The following is a 12,966-nucleotide window of genomic DNA, read 5'->3' as shown; positions in this document are numbered from 1 at the left end:
GTCGGACGCATGGGTTTCCTGATCGCCCACACGCCCGGAACGGCGGAGCCCCGCCCACTCCAACACCCCGTCGGGGGATCAGCGTGGGGCGTCGTCCCCGCTGACGCCGAGGGCCTGCTCGACGAACGCGCGGAAGCTGAAGGCGAGCGTGTCGAGGGACTGCAGCGTTCCGCTCTCGTAGCCCACGAGCAGGTACATCGCGGTCGTCGCGTACTGCCGCGCGAGCTCCTCGTCGCCGAGCAGCTCGACGTAGGTCTCGGCGATCACGTCGCGGCGCTCGGCGTCCACCTCGCGCTGGTGTCGGGCGACCTCGGGGTCGTGCGCGGCCCAGACGCGGATCGCGGCCTCCGTTGCGTGGGGCAGTGTCATGCCGGTCTCGATGAGCGACACCAGCCGATCTGCGGCGTCCGGGACCTGGCGGGCGGCTTCGATGATCCGGTTGCTCTTCACGTCGCGCCAATACCGGATCAGCTCCGAGGTGAACTCGGGCCAGCTGGGGAAGGCGTGGTAGAAGCTCCCGGTCGAGGCGCCGGCCGCCTCGCACACGGCGGCGAGCTTGAGTGCGGCGTGCCCGCGGTCGGCGAGCACCGTCATCCCCGCATCCAGGAACCGCAGCTGGGCGTACCGGGACGGCGTCGAGCGGGCGGGCTTCATGCAGGCGATGGTAGTGCCGGACGTCGGCAGCCGGGACATCGTCGTGTGACCTCTTGCACACTACTAGAAGTCGACTTATAGTGAAGCCAGCCCACGGAGGAGACCGACATGCCGTCACCATCAGCCCGCTCGCTGCGCTCCCGGCGCTGGAAGATCGACCGCAATCGCGGACTGGATCCCGAGACCGACTTCGAGCTGATCTCCCGGAACCTCGCGACCTACGACTTCCCCTGGGACATCACCCAGGCGCTGAGCTTCGCACTGTTCCGCACCTACGCCGTGCCCAGCATCGGCAACCTCCTGGACCGCACCGGCGAGTTCACCCAGCGCGTCCAGAAGCGGTACGACGACACTGCGCTCCTCCTCGACGAGCCGCTCATGCACGGATTCGGCAGCGCCGAGGGCAGATCCGCGATCCGCCGGATCAACCAGATGCACAAGATGTACGACATCACCGACGACGACATGAGGTACGTCCTGGCCACGTTCGTCGTGGTCCCGGTGCGATGGATCGCGGACTACGGCTGGCGGGATCTCACGCCCGACGAGATCCGGGCGACGGTCCGCTATTACCAGACCCTCGGCAAGCACATGGCGATCCCGGACATCCCCGCGACGTACGACGAGTTCGCCGATCTTCTCGACACGTACGAGGCCGAGCACTTCGCGTTCGACCCCGGGGCGCGTCGTGTCGCGGACTCCACCCTCGAGCTGATGACCACCTTCTATCCGAAGCCCGCACGTCGCGCCGTCGACGTGTTCAGCCGCGGCCTCATGGACGAACCCCTGCTCCGAGCCTTCCAGTACCGCGTCCCGAGCCCGCTGGTCCGGCGGCTGTCCGTCGGTGCGATGAAGGCCCGCGGCCGCGTGCTCGCCGTCCTGCCCTCGCGGCGGAAGCCGGCCCTCGTCCGCGACAATCATCGGATCCGCAGCTACCCCAGCGGTTTCCGGACCGAGACGATGGGAACCTTCGCCCCCGGCTGCCCCGTGCACCGTACCGACTCCACACGTCCCACCCCCGCCGCGTAACCCTCGCGCGCACGCATCGCCGACGGTACGCCGCGGGTCGCGCGCGTCCGCCCGCGCGGCACGGGCCGTGCGCGGCCGGCGCGTGAAATGCTGAGCACCATGCGACGTTCGGTCCTGGTTCCGCTGCTCGAGGTGGTGCTCACCCTCTTGGGGCTGGTGTGGTTGGTCGTGGTGCTGTTCTTCGGCCGGTCCGCGGTGTGGCTGCTCCTGGTCTGGGACGCGGCGGCGGTCGTGTACATCGTGGCCGGATCGCTGCTGTTGCGCCGCCGCATCCCCGACGACGAGACCGTGCCCTCCGAGCTCCTCGCGCCGCGCTGGCAGACCACCCTGTTCGCGCTGGTGGTCAGCGGCTCGGGCCTCGTCGGTGGCCTGTTGATGATCGCCACCCGCGGCGAGGACCCCGACTCCCTGCTGCAGCCGGTCGCGGCCGCCACCGTCCTCCTGTCGTGGATGTTGCTGCACACCGCGTTCGCGCAGATCTACGCCCGCGACTACTTCGCGGGCGACCCCGGCCTGGTGTTCCCCGACTGCGAGCACCCGCAGATCACCGAGTTCGTGTACTTCTCGATCACCATCGGAACCTCCTTCGCGGTCTCCGATGTCACGGTCACCAAGCGATCCACGCGCCGGCTCGTGATCGCGCACAGCGTGCTCAGCTTCTTCTTCAACGCGGCCGTCGTCGCGATCGCGCTGGACTGGATCAAGGGCGGCTGAGCACGCCGCGCACGGATCACGCGGTGGCCTTGGGCACCTCGAGCGGAACCAGCCCGGCCAGGCACGCGGGCAGCGGCGCGCGGTGCAGCACGCCGAGCCGCTGCGTCGCCCGGGTCAGCGCCACGTACAGCTCGGCCGCGCCGCGCTCACCGTCGGCGAGGATCCGCTCGGGATCGACCACCAGCACCGCGTCGAACTCGAGCCCCTTCGTCTCCGAAGGCGGCACCGCGCCCGGCGTACCGTCGGGCCCGATGACGACTGCCGTGCCCTCGCGGCCGGTCTCCTCCTGGACGAACGCCGCGATCGCGCCGGACAGGTCCGCCTCGTCCACGTGCCGGGACCACGGTCGAACTCCCGACGCGCGCACCGATTCCGGCGGCACGACACCGGGCGCGAACTCGGCGAGAACGCCCGCCGCCACCGCCATGATCTCCGCCGGGGTGCGGTAGTTCACGGTGAGCGCGGTGTACGCCCAGCGTTCGGCGACGAACGGGTCGAGCATCTCGCCCCACGACCGCGCCCCCGCCGGCGCGCTGCGCTGCGTGAGATCGCCGACCACGGTGAACGAGTGGGACGGGCAGCGGCGCATCAGTGCCCGCCAGTCCATCGCCGAGAGCTCCTGCGCCTCGTCGACCACCACGTGCCGGTACACCCAGGTGCGGTCCGCCGCGGCGCGTTCCACCAGGTCACGCGTGTCCCGCTCCTCGAACCGGTCCGCCAGATCGTCCGCGTACAGCAGGTCGGTGGCGAAGAGATGGTCCTCGTCGTCCATCGAATCCGACCGGGAGACCAGCGAATCCAGCACACCCTCCGCGAACTCCGCCTGCTCCCTGCGTCGCTCGTCCGCCGCCGCGTCGCCCGTCGCCTCGTGCGGGCCGAGCAGCTCGGCGAGCTCGTCCAGCAGGGGCACGTCGGAGACGGTCCAGGCGGACCCGTCGGTCCGGAGCAACGACGGGTCCGCGCCCGCCGTGACCAGCCGCTCCGGCGAGGTCAGCAGGTCCGCGAGCAGGGCCTCGGGGGAGAGCACGGGCCACAGCTGCTCGACGGTGCGCCGGAAGGCCCCGTCCACCGCCAGGTCGGCGAGCATGCTGCCGCGCATCTCCTCCCAGGCCCGCGTGTCCTCGCGGCGCAGCCACTGCTGCCCGATCCGACCCAGCGCCCGTTCGGTGATCGCCCAGGTCAGGACGTCGAGGAAGACGATGCGCGCCTGGTTGTGCGGCTGCCCGCTGTCCCGGGCCTCGTCCCGGGCCCAGCCGACCACGTCGGCCTCGATCCGTACGGTCGCGTCGCCGAGCCCGATGGACACGGGCACCTCCGGCAGGGTCCGACGGTCCGCCACCGCCGCGGCGAGCACGTCGGCCATGGCCGCCGCGCCCTTGATCCGCGCGACGGCGGGAATGTCCTCGCGGCGGGCGGTGACGCCCGGGTACAGCGTGCCCGGCGTCGCGAAGACGACATCGGACTCGCCGAGAGAGGGCAGCACCCGGCCGATGTGCTGCAGGAAGGACGTGTTCGGCCCCACTACCAGCACGCCGTGCCGTTCGAAGCGCGCCCGCTGCGTGTACAGCAGGTAGGCGACGCGGTGCAGCGCGACCACCGTCTTGCCCGTGCCCGGGCCGCCCTCGATCACCGTCACGCCCGGGTCGTCGGACCGGATGATCCGGTCCTGATCGGCCTGGATGGTCGCGACGATGTCGCGCATCCCTTCTCCGCGCGGCGCGTTCACGGCGGCCAGGAGCGCCGCGTCGCCGCGCGCGTCGGCGCCCGGCCGTCCCAGCATCTCGTCGGTGAACTCCACCACGTCCCGCCCGTGGCTGAGGAACTGCCGCCGCCGGTGCACCCCCTCGGGGTGGGCGCCGGTGGCGGTGTAGAAGGCCCGGGACGCCGGGGCCCGCCAGTCGAGCAGCAGTTCCCGCTCGTCGTCGTCGGGGTCGGACAGGCCGAGCCGGCCCACGTACCGCTTCTCGACGGTGCCGTCGGTCCGCGGGTCCCCGTCGAGCCGCCCGAAGGCGAGTCCCTCCTCGGCGACGCCCAGGCGCCGCACCTCACGCGCCGAGGTCATCACGTCGCCCTCCCGGTCCACCGCCCGGCCCTCGTGATCGCGCAATGCGTCGGCGTACCGTCGACGCGCCCGGTCCCGCTCGGCGTCCAACCGCGCGTACAACCCCGCCACGTACTCGCGCTCCGATGTCAGCTCGTTCTCGTACTCGGACATGCACCCACCTCACTGAAGAATCGGATCCGGCCAGCGAGTATGCGCCCGCACCGGGGCCTTGCGGCAAGCCCCGGGGTGCGTTATAAGTTGAAGAGGGAAAGAGATTCGGGCGCCTCGTGGGTGCCCGGCCGGCTCCACGTCGGCCTCCGCCTTCCACGCACTCTGACGCGAATCGCGCGCAAACCCGGCAACGACTGTAGGTTCGATCCGTGGACCTCCGAAGATTCCTCGACGGACGTGGGGGTCAGCTGGCCTTCCTCACGTACCAACACGCCTCGCTGGTGATCCAGTGCGTGCTGGTGGGCGTCGTCATCGCGCTGGTGGTCGCGGCCCTGGTGTACCGGTCGCGGGCGGGGGCGGCGTTCGCGACCGCCATCGCCTCCGTCGGGATGACGGTGCCCTCGCTGGCCCTCCTCGCCCTGCTGCTCATCGTGTTCGGGCTGGGCGTCACGCCGTCCGTGACGATGCTCGTGTTCTACGCCACGCTCCCCATCCTGACCAGCGCCATCGTCGGACTGCAGGCGGTTCCGGCGGCGCTCGTGGAAGCGGCACGCGGACTGGGGATGTCGCGCTGGCGGGTGCTGGCCACCGTCGAACTGCCGAACGCGTGGCCGGTCATCCTCACGGGGATCCGGGTGAGTACGCAGCTCGTCGTGGGCGTCGCGACCGTGGTCGCTTACGTCCTGGGGCCGGGCCTCGGCTCCCTGATCTTCTCCGGCCTCGCCCGCCTCGGCGGCGCGGGTGCCCTCGAATCCGCGCTGGTGGGCACCGTTCTCGTGGTGGCCGTCGCGCTCGTACTCGACGGCCTGCTGGTCCTGCTGGGCCGCTTCACCGTCTCGAAGGGACTGCGATGAGTCAGACGACGGGCGTATCGATCGAGCTGGAGAAGGTGATCAAGCGCTACCGCGGGCAGGACAAGCCGGCGGTCAAGGAGCTGTCCATCGCCATCGGGGCAGGGGAGACGGTGGCCATCGTCGGGCCCTCGGGCTGCGGGAAGACCACCACGCTCAAGATGATCAACCGGCTGATCGAGCCCTCCTCGGGGCGGGTGCTCATCGGCGGCACGGACGTCACCCAGGCCGACGCCGACGGGCTGCGCCAGGGCATCGGCTACGTCGTCCAGGCCGGCGGGTTGTTCCCGCACTGGACGGTGGAGAAGAACGTGGCCGCGGTGCCCGGCCTGCTGGGCTGGGACAAGGCCCGCACCCGGGCCCGCGTGACCGAGCTGCTCGAGCTCGTCGGTCTCGATCCGGGGGAGTTCCGCGGACGGTTCCCCAAGGAGATGTCCGGCGGGCAGCAGCAGCGCGTCGGCGTGGCTCGCGCGCTGGCGGCCGATCCGCCGGTCCTGCTCATGGACGAGCCCTTCGGCGCCGTGGACCCCATCACCCGCGTGCGCCTGCAGGACCAGCTGCTGGCGATCCAGGAGGAGTTGCACAAGACGGTCGTGATCGTGACCCACGACGTCGACGAGGCGATCAAGCTGGGCGATCGGGTGCTGATCCTCTCGGAGGGCGGCCAGGTGGAGCAGTTCGGCACGCCCGAGGAGATCCTCACGGCGCCCGCGAACGATTTCGTGCGGGAGTTCGTCGGCTCGGGAGCCACGCTCAAGCACCTCTCGCTGACCTCGGTCAGCGAGATCCCCAGCGCCCCGGTGGTGCTCGCCCGCCCCGGCGACCGGTCCGAGGAGGTCGCCGCCCGGGCTCGCGAGGCCGGCCTGAGCTGGGTGGTGGTGGTCGACGCCGACGACCGGCCGCGCGCATGGCCCTCCGTGTCCGAGGTGCTCAGCAAGCCGGAGGTCTCGACCTACGTCGATCAGCGGCTGCCCGTCGCGGAGCGCACCGCGACGCTCGCGGACGCGCTCGACGTCATGCTGGCCGCGAGTCAGGGCGGAGTCCTGGTGACCCAGCGCGGCAAGGTGATCGGCGCGCTGACCATCGAGCAGGTCGCGCAGCGCATCCGGGAGCGTCAGGCGATCGCCAACCCGGAGCAGGCCGCCGATACCTACCGGGCGGCGCCGTCATGACCGCCGCGGCCGGGCGGCCCGATCTGTCGAAACCCGCGAAGCCCCCGAAGAGCCCGCGGCCCGCGCGCGTGGGGCCCACGCCGCGGTTCGCCGGAGGCGTGCCCATCGACCTGATCCTCGAGCCGCTGCTCGTGGTCGTCGGCGTCGTGGGGTACCTGATCTGGCACGCCGCACAGGACTTCACGGAGACGGAGGCCGTGCAACTGCAGTGGTCCGCGCTCGGGACGTCCGTGTGGGAGCACGTCCGGCTCACCGTCGTCTCCGCCGTGCTGGTGGTGCTGATTGCGATCCCGCTGGGGATCCTGGTGACCCGCAAGCGGTTCGCCCGGGTCTCGCCGGTCATCGTCGGGCTGGCGAACGTGGGGCAGGCGGCGCCCGTGCTGGGAATGGTCGTGCTGTTCGCGATGTGGTTCGGCACCGGATTCCGCACCGCCGTCGCGGCGCTGGTGGTCTACGCGGTTCTACCGATCCTGCAGAACACCGTCACGGGGCTGCGTCAGGTGGACGAGCGGATCATCGAAGCCGCACGCGGGCAGGGCTTCTCCGCGTTCGCGACGTTGTTGCGGGTGGAACTGCCGCTCTCCGTGCCGGTGATCCTGCACGGCGTCCGGACGGCGCTGGTCATCCTCGTCGGTACCGCCACCCTGGGAACCTTCATCGGGGCGGGCGGCCTCGGCGTGCTCATCACGACGGGCGTCACGCTGTACCTGCCGCCGCTGCTGTTCACCGGTGCGCTGCTCGTGGCGTTGCTGGCCCTCGCGATCGACTGGCTGGCCCGGCTCGCCGAGTACCTGCTGGCGCCGCGGGGCCTGCGCGGGGTGAGCGCATGACCGCGCGGGCCGGGCGCATCGCCGCGCGGGCGGGGCGGCTGCGCCGCGCGATGATCCCGCTGGTGGCCACCGCCGCCCTGGTGCTCAGCGGATGTGGACTCGAGAGCTCGTCCGGGCACTTCGTGCACGCGGAGTCCGCGGACGGGCAGCGTCCCCTGGCCGGCGCGACGATCTCCGTGACCTCGAAGTCCTTCAGTGAGGGGGTGCTGCTCGGGAAGATCAGCGCGACGATCCTGCAGGCCGCCGGCGCGGACATCACCGACCTCACGAACGCGCCGGGCTCGATGTCCTCGCGCCAGGCGATGGTCAGCGGTGCCGCGGATGTCTCGTGGGAGTACACGGGCACGATCTGGGTGAGCTACCTCCAGAAGACTGAGACGATCACCGACTCGAAGACGCTCTGGACTAAGGTCCGGGACGCGGAGCGGGCCAACGGCATCGAGGTGCTCGCGCCCGCACCGTTCAACAACACCTACGCCTTCGCAGTCACGTCCGCGCAGAAGCAGCAGCGGAACTTGCGCACCCTGAGCGATCTGTTTCGACTGCCGCCCGCGCAGCGCAGCCTGTGCGTCGATCCCGAGTTCCAGTCGCGCCCCGACGGCCTCGGCAAGCTCCTGGAGAAGTACGAGGTGCCGCTGGGGTCCGGGACCCCGCCGAACACGGTGACCACCATGGACGCCGGTGTGATCTACTCGGCGGTGTCGGGGAACACCTGCCTCGCGGGCGATGTGTACGCGACCGACGGCCGGATTCGCAAGCTCGGTCTACAACTGCTCGACGACGATCGGAAGTCTCTCCCGCCCTACGATGGGGTGCCGGAGGTCCGGTCGGACGCACTGGCGAAGTATCCCGCGATCGCTGAGGTCCTCGGCAAGGTGAGCCGCCTGTTGACGAACGAGACCATGCAGGAGCTCAACGGCCAGATCGACATCGAGGGTAAGGATCCCTCCGACGTGGCGGTGACCTGGCTGCGGAAGGTGGGCCTCGTTCGCTGAGCGGTCTTTCCGGTCGCGCTGAGCGGAAGGGTTCTCCCGGAGGACGTGGCGTCCGACACTGAGGCGCATGACCGAGAACGCACCGGACCTGTTGGCGCTCACCGCGGTCGAGGCCGCCAAGGTACGTGCGGGCTACTACGACAGGGTGATCCCGGCGCAGTGGCCCGTGGGCGAGCGGTGGGCCACGCGCCTGCGGGGCGACGACGAGGTTGATGTCTGGCTGATCAGTTGGGTGCCCGAACGCTCCACGGAGCTGCACGACCACGCCGGGTCGCTCGGCGCGCTCACCGTCGTCGACGGTGCGCTCTCCGAGTGGAGCTGGGACGGTGCGGCACTGCGGGAGAGGCGGATCGGGCCGGGCGAACAGGCCTCGTTCGACCGCGGCTGGGTGCACGACGTGACCCGGCATCCCGAGGCACACGACGCCGCGTCTGGTGAGGCGGCCGCGCCGACCCTGTCGGTGCACGCCTATTCGCCTCCGCTGACCGCGATGTCGTACTACGAGGTCACCCCCGGCGGTAGGCTTCGCAGGGTGCGCAGCGAACTGACCGACGAACCCGAGGGTCCCACCGGCGGGCGCGGCATCGATGTCCTCCTCGCGAACGCGCGGGACCGCATCGACCGCGTCGAGGCGGCGGACCTGCGCGCGGAACTGGACGCGGGCGCGATCCTCGTCGACACCCGCCCCGCGGCGCAGCGCGCCGCCGAGGGCGAGGTCGAAGGCGCGCTGGTGATCGAGCGGAACGTGCTCGAGTGGCGCCTCGACCCGACGTCCGACGCCCGCATCCCCGAGGCCACCGGCTGGGACGTGCGGTGGCTCGTGATGTGCCAGGAGGGCTACTCCAGCTCGCTCGCCGCAGCCGCCCTGCGCGACATCGGGCTCCACCGCGCCGCAGACCTCGCGGGCGGGTACGCCGCCCTGGCCGCCGCGTCGGTCGTCTGAGCGATCCCAGCGCCTCGCGTTGATCTCGTTGTGTCCGCTCGGTAGATGAGTGGCCGACCACAGCGTCGCTACTGTTGTCTACGTCACCCCACCACCGCAGCGCGCCCACGGAGGTATGAACCGCCCAGATAGGCGTCATGAAAGAGCGACGTTGCGTGACTTCCGGGAAGCTTTCTGATCTTGTACCGGCGCCCCATTGTATGCCGTGTCAGATCGATTGATGTCGGAAGTCTCCCCTGGTCTGTCGCGGTCCTTCGACATGGATGCGGCCCAGCCCCGCCTACTAGCTCGAACGTGGTGCGTCGGGGCGATCAAGAAAGATCGGTCCAGAATAGGTACGGGCTTGCTCCTTGCTGAGTCCCGTGAGGTCGACGATACGTTCGATGCGAGGAAGGCCGATCGCCTCCGAGAGGTCTCCGATCTGCTCGGCGGTGACCTGGGTAGGGTCCTCGCACAGCCGGACGTAGTCGAGTCCGCCGTGCTCCCAGGTGGTTGCGGTGATGGGAAGCACAGACCGGTCAATTGGTGTCGAGGCGGGAAGGCCCGTCAGCCACGACAGACGGCGCCGTTTGGACCAGTCCACCTTTTCGATCTTCTTTGCCTGTTCCAGCGCGTGGATACGATCGGACTTTGTTGAATCGTATTGGGAGGCTGAGTAGTAGCCGGCGATCATACTTTTGGGCTCGGTGATAGCGTCGCCGAATGCGGCAGTGGCCGCGAGGAGCGCATCCCCGGTGTACATTTCCGGCGGTATTGCATTGGGGACGTTGGGTTCCCCCAGGCGGACACCGCAGCTCCAATCGTTGGCGATTACGAATCGCTGGCCGTCGTCGCGTCGTCCTCGGGCGGGGATACCGAATCGGAACGTGACCTCGATCTTCGCGGTGCTGTGGAAGGTCCAGCCGGTGCGCTCGTCGTGGTAATTGAAGTGGTCGAGGGCGGCTTCCACCCCCGCGGGGTCAAGGCTAGCCAGGGGTACTTGGTCGTCGCTCAGGGTCCATGTTCCGGTGCCCCAGCTGGGAATCTTCGAGAATCCGGTGAGCAGCGCAGAGATGATCGCCGCCCCCTGCTCCAGCGTGTCGGCATCGTCCGCGAACCGGAAGTGCAGGCTCGGATAGCTATGCCGGTTGGGATCCTGCAGGGGGGTATTTGATGGCTGTGGTGCGGTCATTGCGAGGCTCCCATCGTGGCCGGCGGCGGTGTGGTGGTGGGTGTTGGTGGTCATTCTGCCTCCTCGCCTTCGCCTTCTGCTTCGGCACCGGCCTCAGCTATACCCAGGCGCATGAGGTTGGCTCGTCCTCGGTTCGCCGCGGCGAGGACGTCGGCTGCCTCGTTCGGGGGCATGTACTTGAGTGGGTTCTCGGGGTCGAGGGGCCGTTGCGATGGAGGGACCTTCGACCAGTCCGCTTTACCCCAGTCGGGTGTGCCGTCAGCGGCGGTAGGAGCGCTCGGCATCTCACTCATTGGGATGCCTTGAGCGCTCAGCCCGGTGCCATTGATCCCGAGCTGGCTCGGTGGAGTGAACTCCTCAGCCGTCAGTGCAGGCATGCCGTTGGCAGCGCGGATCGCGTTGACACCTTCGAGAGTGTTCGGGTCCGCACTGGCCGCCGCAGCCTCCGTCGCCTGCGATGCAGCGGCGGGGGCCTCCGCAGCCTCGCTGGCCCCGGTACTCGCGGTTTGCGTACCTGCCTGGGTTGCGCTCTGCGCTGCCTCGGTTGCCGCTTGCGTGCCGGTGGAGGCCGCTGATCCGGTCCCACTCGCGACGGTATCGGCCGCAGTGCTTGCGGCGGTGCTCGCTGCTTGAGCGCCGGTCTCGCCCGCCTGAGAGGCCGCCTGCGTCGATGCCTGGGTCGCAGCTTGTGTCCCCTCGCTGACCGCGCCCTCGACCGTCTCAGTGGGCGGGTTCGGTGTGTAGTCGGGGAACTCCTCGTTGAAGTCCGGAGCATGCATCAACCGCACCGGATCAAGCTGCTCCTCATCGAGGTAGTTGTGGTCTTTGAAGAACTGGCGGATCAGGTCCGGGACGTCTTCTTCGCTGGTGATGATGATGTGCTGGATGGGGCCGTCTTGAGTGGTGGCGACGTCGTTTTGGGCGAGCGCTTTCTGCTGGTCGAGGATGCTGTTGATGAGCTTGTTGATCGAGCCACCGGACTTCGACTTCGGATCGATCGGGTAGTTGCCGCCGTTGGCGCGCATACGATCCAGCGCTGCCCGCAGTGCGTTCGCGTAGCCGAGCTTGGCGTCGCTGTAGATTTCCGTGCCCTGGCTGGGGCTGTAGCCGTGGCCGTCGAGCTTCAGCACACCTCCGCTACGGAGCTTTGGGGAGACCGGGACACCGTAGCCGTACCGGGGGTCGATCTTCGTGGCCCATCCCTGGAAATTGGCCCATCCTCGCAATGTCCCATCCGGCTCGTAGATTCCCTCACCAGCAGGGATCCACGTTCCTACTCCACCGGCAGGGTCTGGCGGGTTGGCGAAGCTCGGATCAGCCAGGATGGGAAGGTCGTCACCGACCGGGCGATCGATGTGCTGGACGAGTTCATTGCCGTCGAGAGTGAAGTATGTCGGCACTTCGCGGCCGGCCATGTCGTAGGCCCACGGCCTATTGACTGTGTTGACCACGCGGCCTGCACTGTCGGTGATCGAAACACTGCCGTCGGGGTTCACCGCTGCCCGGCCGCCCTGCGGAACCGGTAGCTGGAACCGGTACTGGGACGGCGACCCAGCTCCGTCCTCCAGGATCAGCGTCTGCCGACCGTCAGCAGTTGTCCACTCCTGGTATCCGTCAGGTCGCTGTGAGACCAGCCCCGACAGCGGCTGCGATGGCTCCAGAGCCGAAGCAGCTGGTGACGATGCCGCCGGACCCGCTACCGGAGACCCTGCGCTACCCGTGCCGCCTCGCTTGCGGCCGGCCATGACACCGGTGGCTTCGGCGACGAGGTAGGACCATGACGGTGCGCCGTCCTTGCCGTCGCCGCCGCCGTTGTCGGGACCGTTGCCGCCCTCGGTGCCGGGTGTGCCGGGACCGCCGTTGCTGCCAGGAGCACCTCCGTTTCCGGCGGCGCCGGGAGCGGTGCACTGCGACTGCGTTTGCGTGACGGTCACCGTCGACTGGGAGGGCTGTCCGGACTGCGTTGGTTGGGACTGCCGCACTGATAGGTGACATCTGATCTGGCTTGCCCGGGAGGGTGGGCCTGGAAGGATGGCCATCGTGCCTAAGCCGTATCCGCAGGAGTTCCGTGACGACGTGGTCCGGGTTGCCCGTGACCGTGAACCGGGGGTGACGCTCGCGCAGGTCGCGAAGGACTTCGGGATCCACGAGATGACGCTGACGAAGTGGCTGCGCCGCGCCAACATCGACGACGGCAGCAAGCCCGGCATGACGAGTGGGCAGTCCGCGGAGTTGCGGGAGGCCAACAAGCGAATCCGGTTGTTGGAGCAGGAGAATGAAGTCCTGCGGCGGGCTGCTGCGTATTTGTCGCAGGCGAATTTGCCGGGAAAAGGTTCTACCCGCTCGTGAAGGAGCTTGCCGCGGACGGGATCCCCGTCACGGTGACGTGTCG

12 protein-coding genes and 1 pseudogene are annotated in these 12,966 nt (G+C 69.3%); 9 read left to right on the top strand and 4 right to left on the bottom strand.

The features are described 5' to 3' along the window. Positions 1-78: 78 nt before the first annotated feature. A complete protein-coding gene (locus AXK60_RS08780) occupies positions 79-654 on the bottom strand; it encodes a TetR/AcrR family transcriptional regulator (protein ID WP_068570706.1) in 576 nt (191 codons plus the stop codon). Between the two features lie 108 nt (positions 655-762). Between AXK60_RS08780 and AXK60_RS08775 the strand changes: the two genes are divergently transcribed. Beyond that, positions 763-1,683, top strand: coding sequence for an oxygenase MpaB family protein (locus AXK60_RS08775; RefSeq protein WP_068570692.1), 921 nt, complete (start codon positions 763-765; stop codon positions 1,681-1,683). 99 nt (positions 1,684-1,782) lie between these two features. Beyond that, entirely contained in the window at positions 1,783-2,397 is a 615-nt protein-coding gene (locus AXK60_RS08770; RefSeq protein ID WP_068570704.1) for a DUF1345 domain-containing protein, read from the top strand. Between the two features lie 16 nt (positions 2,398-2,413). On the opposite strand, the gene helR is transcribed toward AXK60_RS08770, so the two are convergent. Next, the gene (gene helR, locus AXK60_RS08765) at positions 2,414-4,612 is read right to left on the bottom strand and encodes an RNA polymerase recycling motor ATPase HelR (RefSeq protein WP_175399967.1); all 2,199 of its coding nucleotides are present in this window, start codon (positions 4,610-4,612) and stop codon (positions 2,414-2,416) included. 209 nt (positions 4,613-4,821) lie between these two features. Here helR and AXK60_RS08760 point away from each other — a divergent pair, with 209 nt between their 5' ends. From AXK60_RS08760 to AXK60_RS27585, 6 genes and pseudogenes are all read left to right on the top strand, one after another. Continuing rightward, positions 4,822-5,466 (top strand): ABC transporter permease, encoded by a 645-nt coding sequence (locus tag AXK60_RS08760; RefSeq protein WP_068570691.1) that lies wholly within the window; start codon positions 4,822-4,824, stop codon positions 5,464-5,466. Beyond that, positions 5,463-6,635: an ATP-binding cassette domain-containing protein gene (locus AXK60_RS08755; protein ID WP_068570689.1), complete on the top strand. Its 1,173-nt coding sequence runs from the start codon at positions 5,463-5,465 to the stop codon at positions 6,633-6,635. Before AXK60_RS08760 ends, AXK60_RS08755 begins: the two co-directional genes overlap by 4 nt. Continuing rightward, a complete protein-coding gene (locus AXK60_RS08750; protein WP_068570687.1) occupies positions 6,632-7,465 on the top strand; it encodes an ABC transporter permease in 834 nt (277 codons plus the stop codon). Before AXK60_RS08755 ends, AXK60_RS08750 begins: the two co-directional genes overlap by 4 nt. Beyond that, on the top strand, positions 7,462-8,460 hold the full coding sequence (locus AXK60_RS08745) for a glycine betaine ABC transporter substrate-binding protein (protein ID WP_068570685.1): 999 nt from the start codon (positions 7,462-7,464) through the stop codon (positions 8,458-8,460). Before AXK60_RS08750 ends, AXK60_RS08745 begins: the two co-directional genes overlap by 4 nt. A 67-nt stretch (positions 8,461-8,527) precedes the next feature. Further along, positions 8,528-9,025, top strand: a pseudogene (locus AXK60_RS27590) (cupin domain-containing protein); the annotation flags it as partial. Beyond that, the gene (locus AXK60_RS27585) at positions 9,005-9,403 is read left to right on the top strand and encodes a rhodanese-like domain-containing protein (protein ID WP_244881069.1); all 399 of its coding nucleotides are present in this window, start codon (positions 9,005-9,007) and stop codon (positions 9,401-9,403) included. The pseudogene AXK60_RS27590 and the gene AXK60_RS27585, both read left to right, overlap by 21 nt. 283 nt (positions 9,404-9,686) lie before the next feature. Here AXK60_RS27585 and AXK60_RS08735 read toward each other — a convergent pair whose 3' ends face one another. Both AXK60_RS08735 and AXK60_RS26305 read right to left on the bottom strand, forming a co-directional pair. Next, a complete protein-coding gene (locus AXK60_RS08735) occupies positions 9,687-10,628 on the bottom strand; it encodes a hypothetical protein (RefSeq protein ID WP_068570684.1) in 942 nt (313 codons plus the stop codon). Continuing rightward, the gene (locus AXK60_RS26305; RefSeq protein ID WP_139057834.1) at positions 10,625-12,508 is read right to left on the bottom strand and encodes a glycosyltransferase family protein; all 1,884 of its coding nucleotides are present in this window, start codon (positions 12,506-12,508) and stop codon (positions 10,625-10,627) included. The genes AXK60_RS08735 and AXK60_RS26305 overlap by 4 nt, the downstream gene beginning before the upstream one ends. Before the next feature lie 106 nt (positions 12,509-12,614). Here AXK60_RS26305 and AXK60_RS27350 point away from each other — a divergent pair, with 106 nt between their 5' ends. Next, positions 12,615-12,923, top strand: a complete 309-nt coding sequence (locus tag AXK60_RS27350) for a transposase (protein WP_068570701.1) — start codon at positions 12,615-12,617, stop codon at positions 12,921-12,923. The last annotated feature ends 43 nt before the right edge of the window (positions 12,924-12,966 follow it).

This window comes from Tsukamurella pseudospumae (genome assembly GCF_001575195.1).
GTDB lineage: Bacteria > Actinomycetota > Actinomycetes > Mycobacteriales > Mycobacteriaceae > Tsukamurella > Tsukamurella pseudospumae.
The sequence above is the reverse complement of the archived record's forward strand: the minus strand, read 5'-3'. Positions and strand labels throughout refer to the sequence as shown.

What these genes read in the sequence shown, in the direction of transcription:
- AXK60_RS08780 (WP_068570706.1), bottom strand. Translation starts at nt 654, where the DNA reads ATGAAGCCCGCCCGCTCGACGCCGTCCCGGTACGCCCAGCTGCGGTTC.
- AXK60_RS08775 (WP_068570692.1), top strand. Translation starts at nt 763, where the DNA reads ATGCCGTCACCATCAGCCCGCTCGCTGCGCTCCCGGCGCTGGAAGATC.
- AXK60_RS08770 (WP_068570704.1), top strand. Translation starts at nt 1,783, where the DNA reads ATGCGACGTTCGGTCCTGGTTCCGCTGCTCGAGGTGGTGCTCACCCTC.
- helR (WP_175399967.1), bottom strand. Translation starts at nt 4,612, where the DNA reads ATGTCCGAGTACGAGAACGAGCTGACATCGGAGCGCGAGTACGTGGCG.
- AXK60_RS08755 (WP_068570689.1), top strand. Translation starts at nt 5,463, where the DNA reads ATGAGTCAGACGACGGGCGTATCGATCGAGCTGGAGAAGGTGATCAAG.
- AXK60_RS08750 (WP_068570687.1), top strand. Translation starts at nt 6,632, where the DNA reads ATGACCGCCGCGGCCGGGCGGCCCGATCTGTCGAAACCCGCGAAGCCC.
- AXK60_RS08745 (WP_068570685.1), top strand. Translation starts at nt 7,462, where the DNA reads ATGACCGCGCGGGCCGGGCGCATCGCCGCGCGGGCGGGGCGGCTGCGC.
- AXK60_RS08735 (WP_068570684.1), bottom strand. Translation starts at nt 10,628, where the DNA reads ATGACCACCAACACCCACCACCACACCGCCGCCGGCCACGATGGGAGC.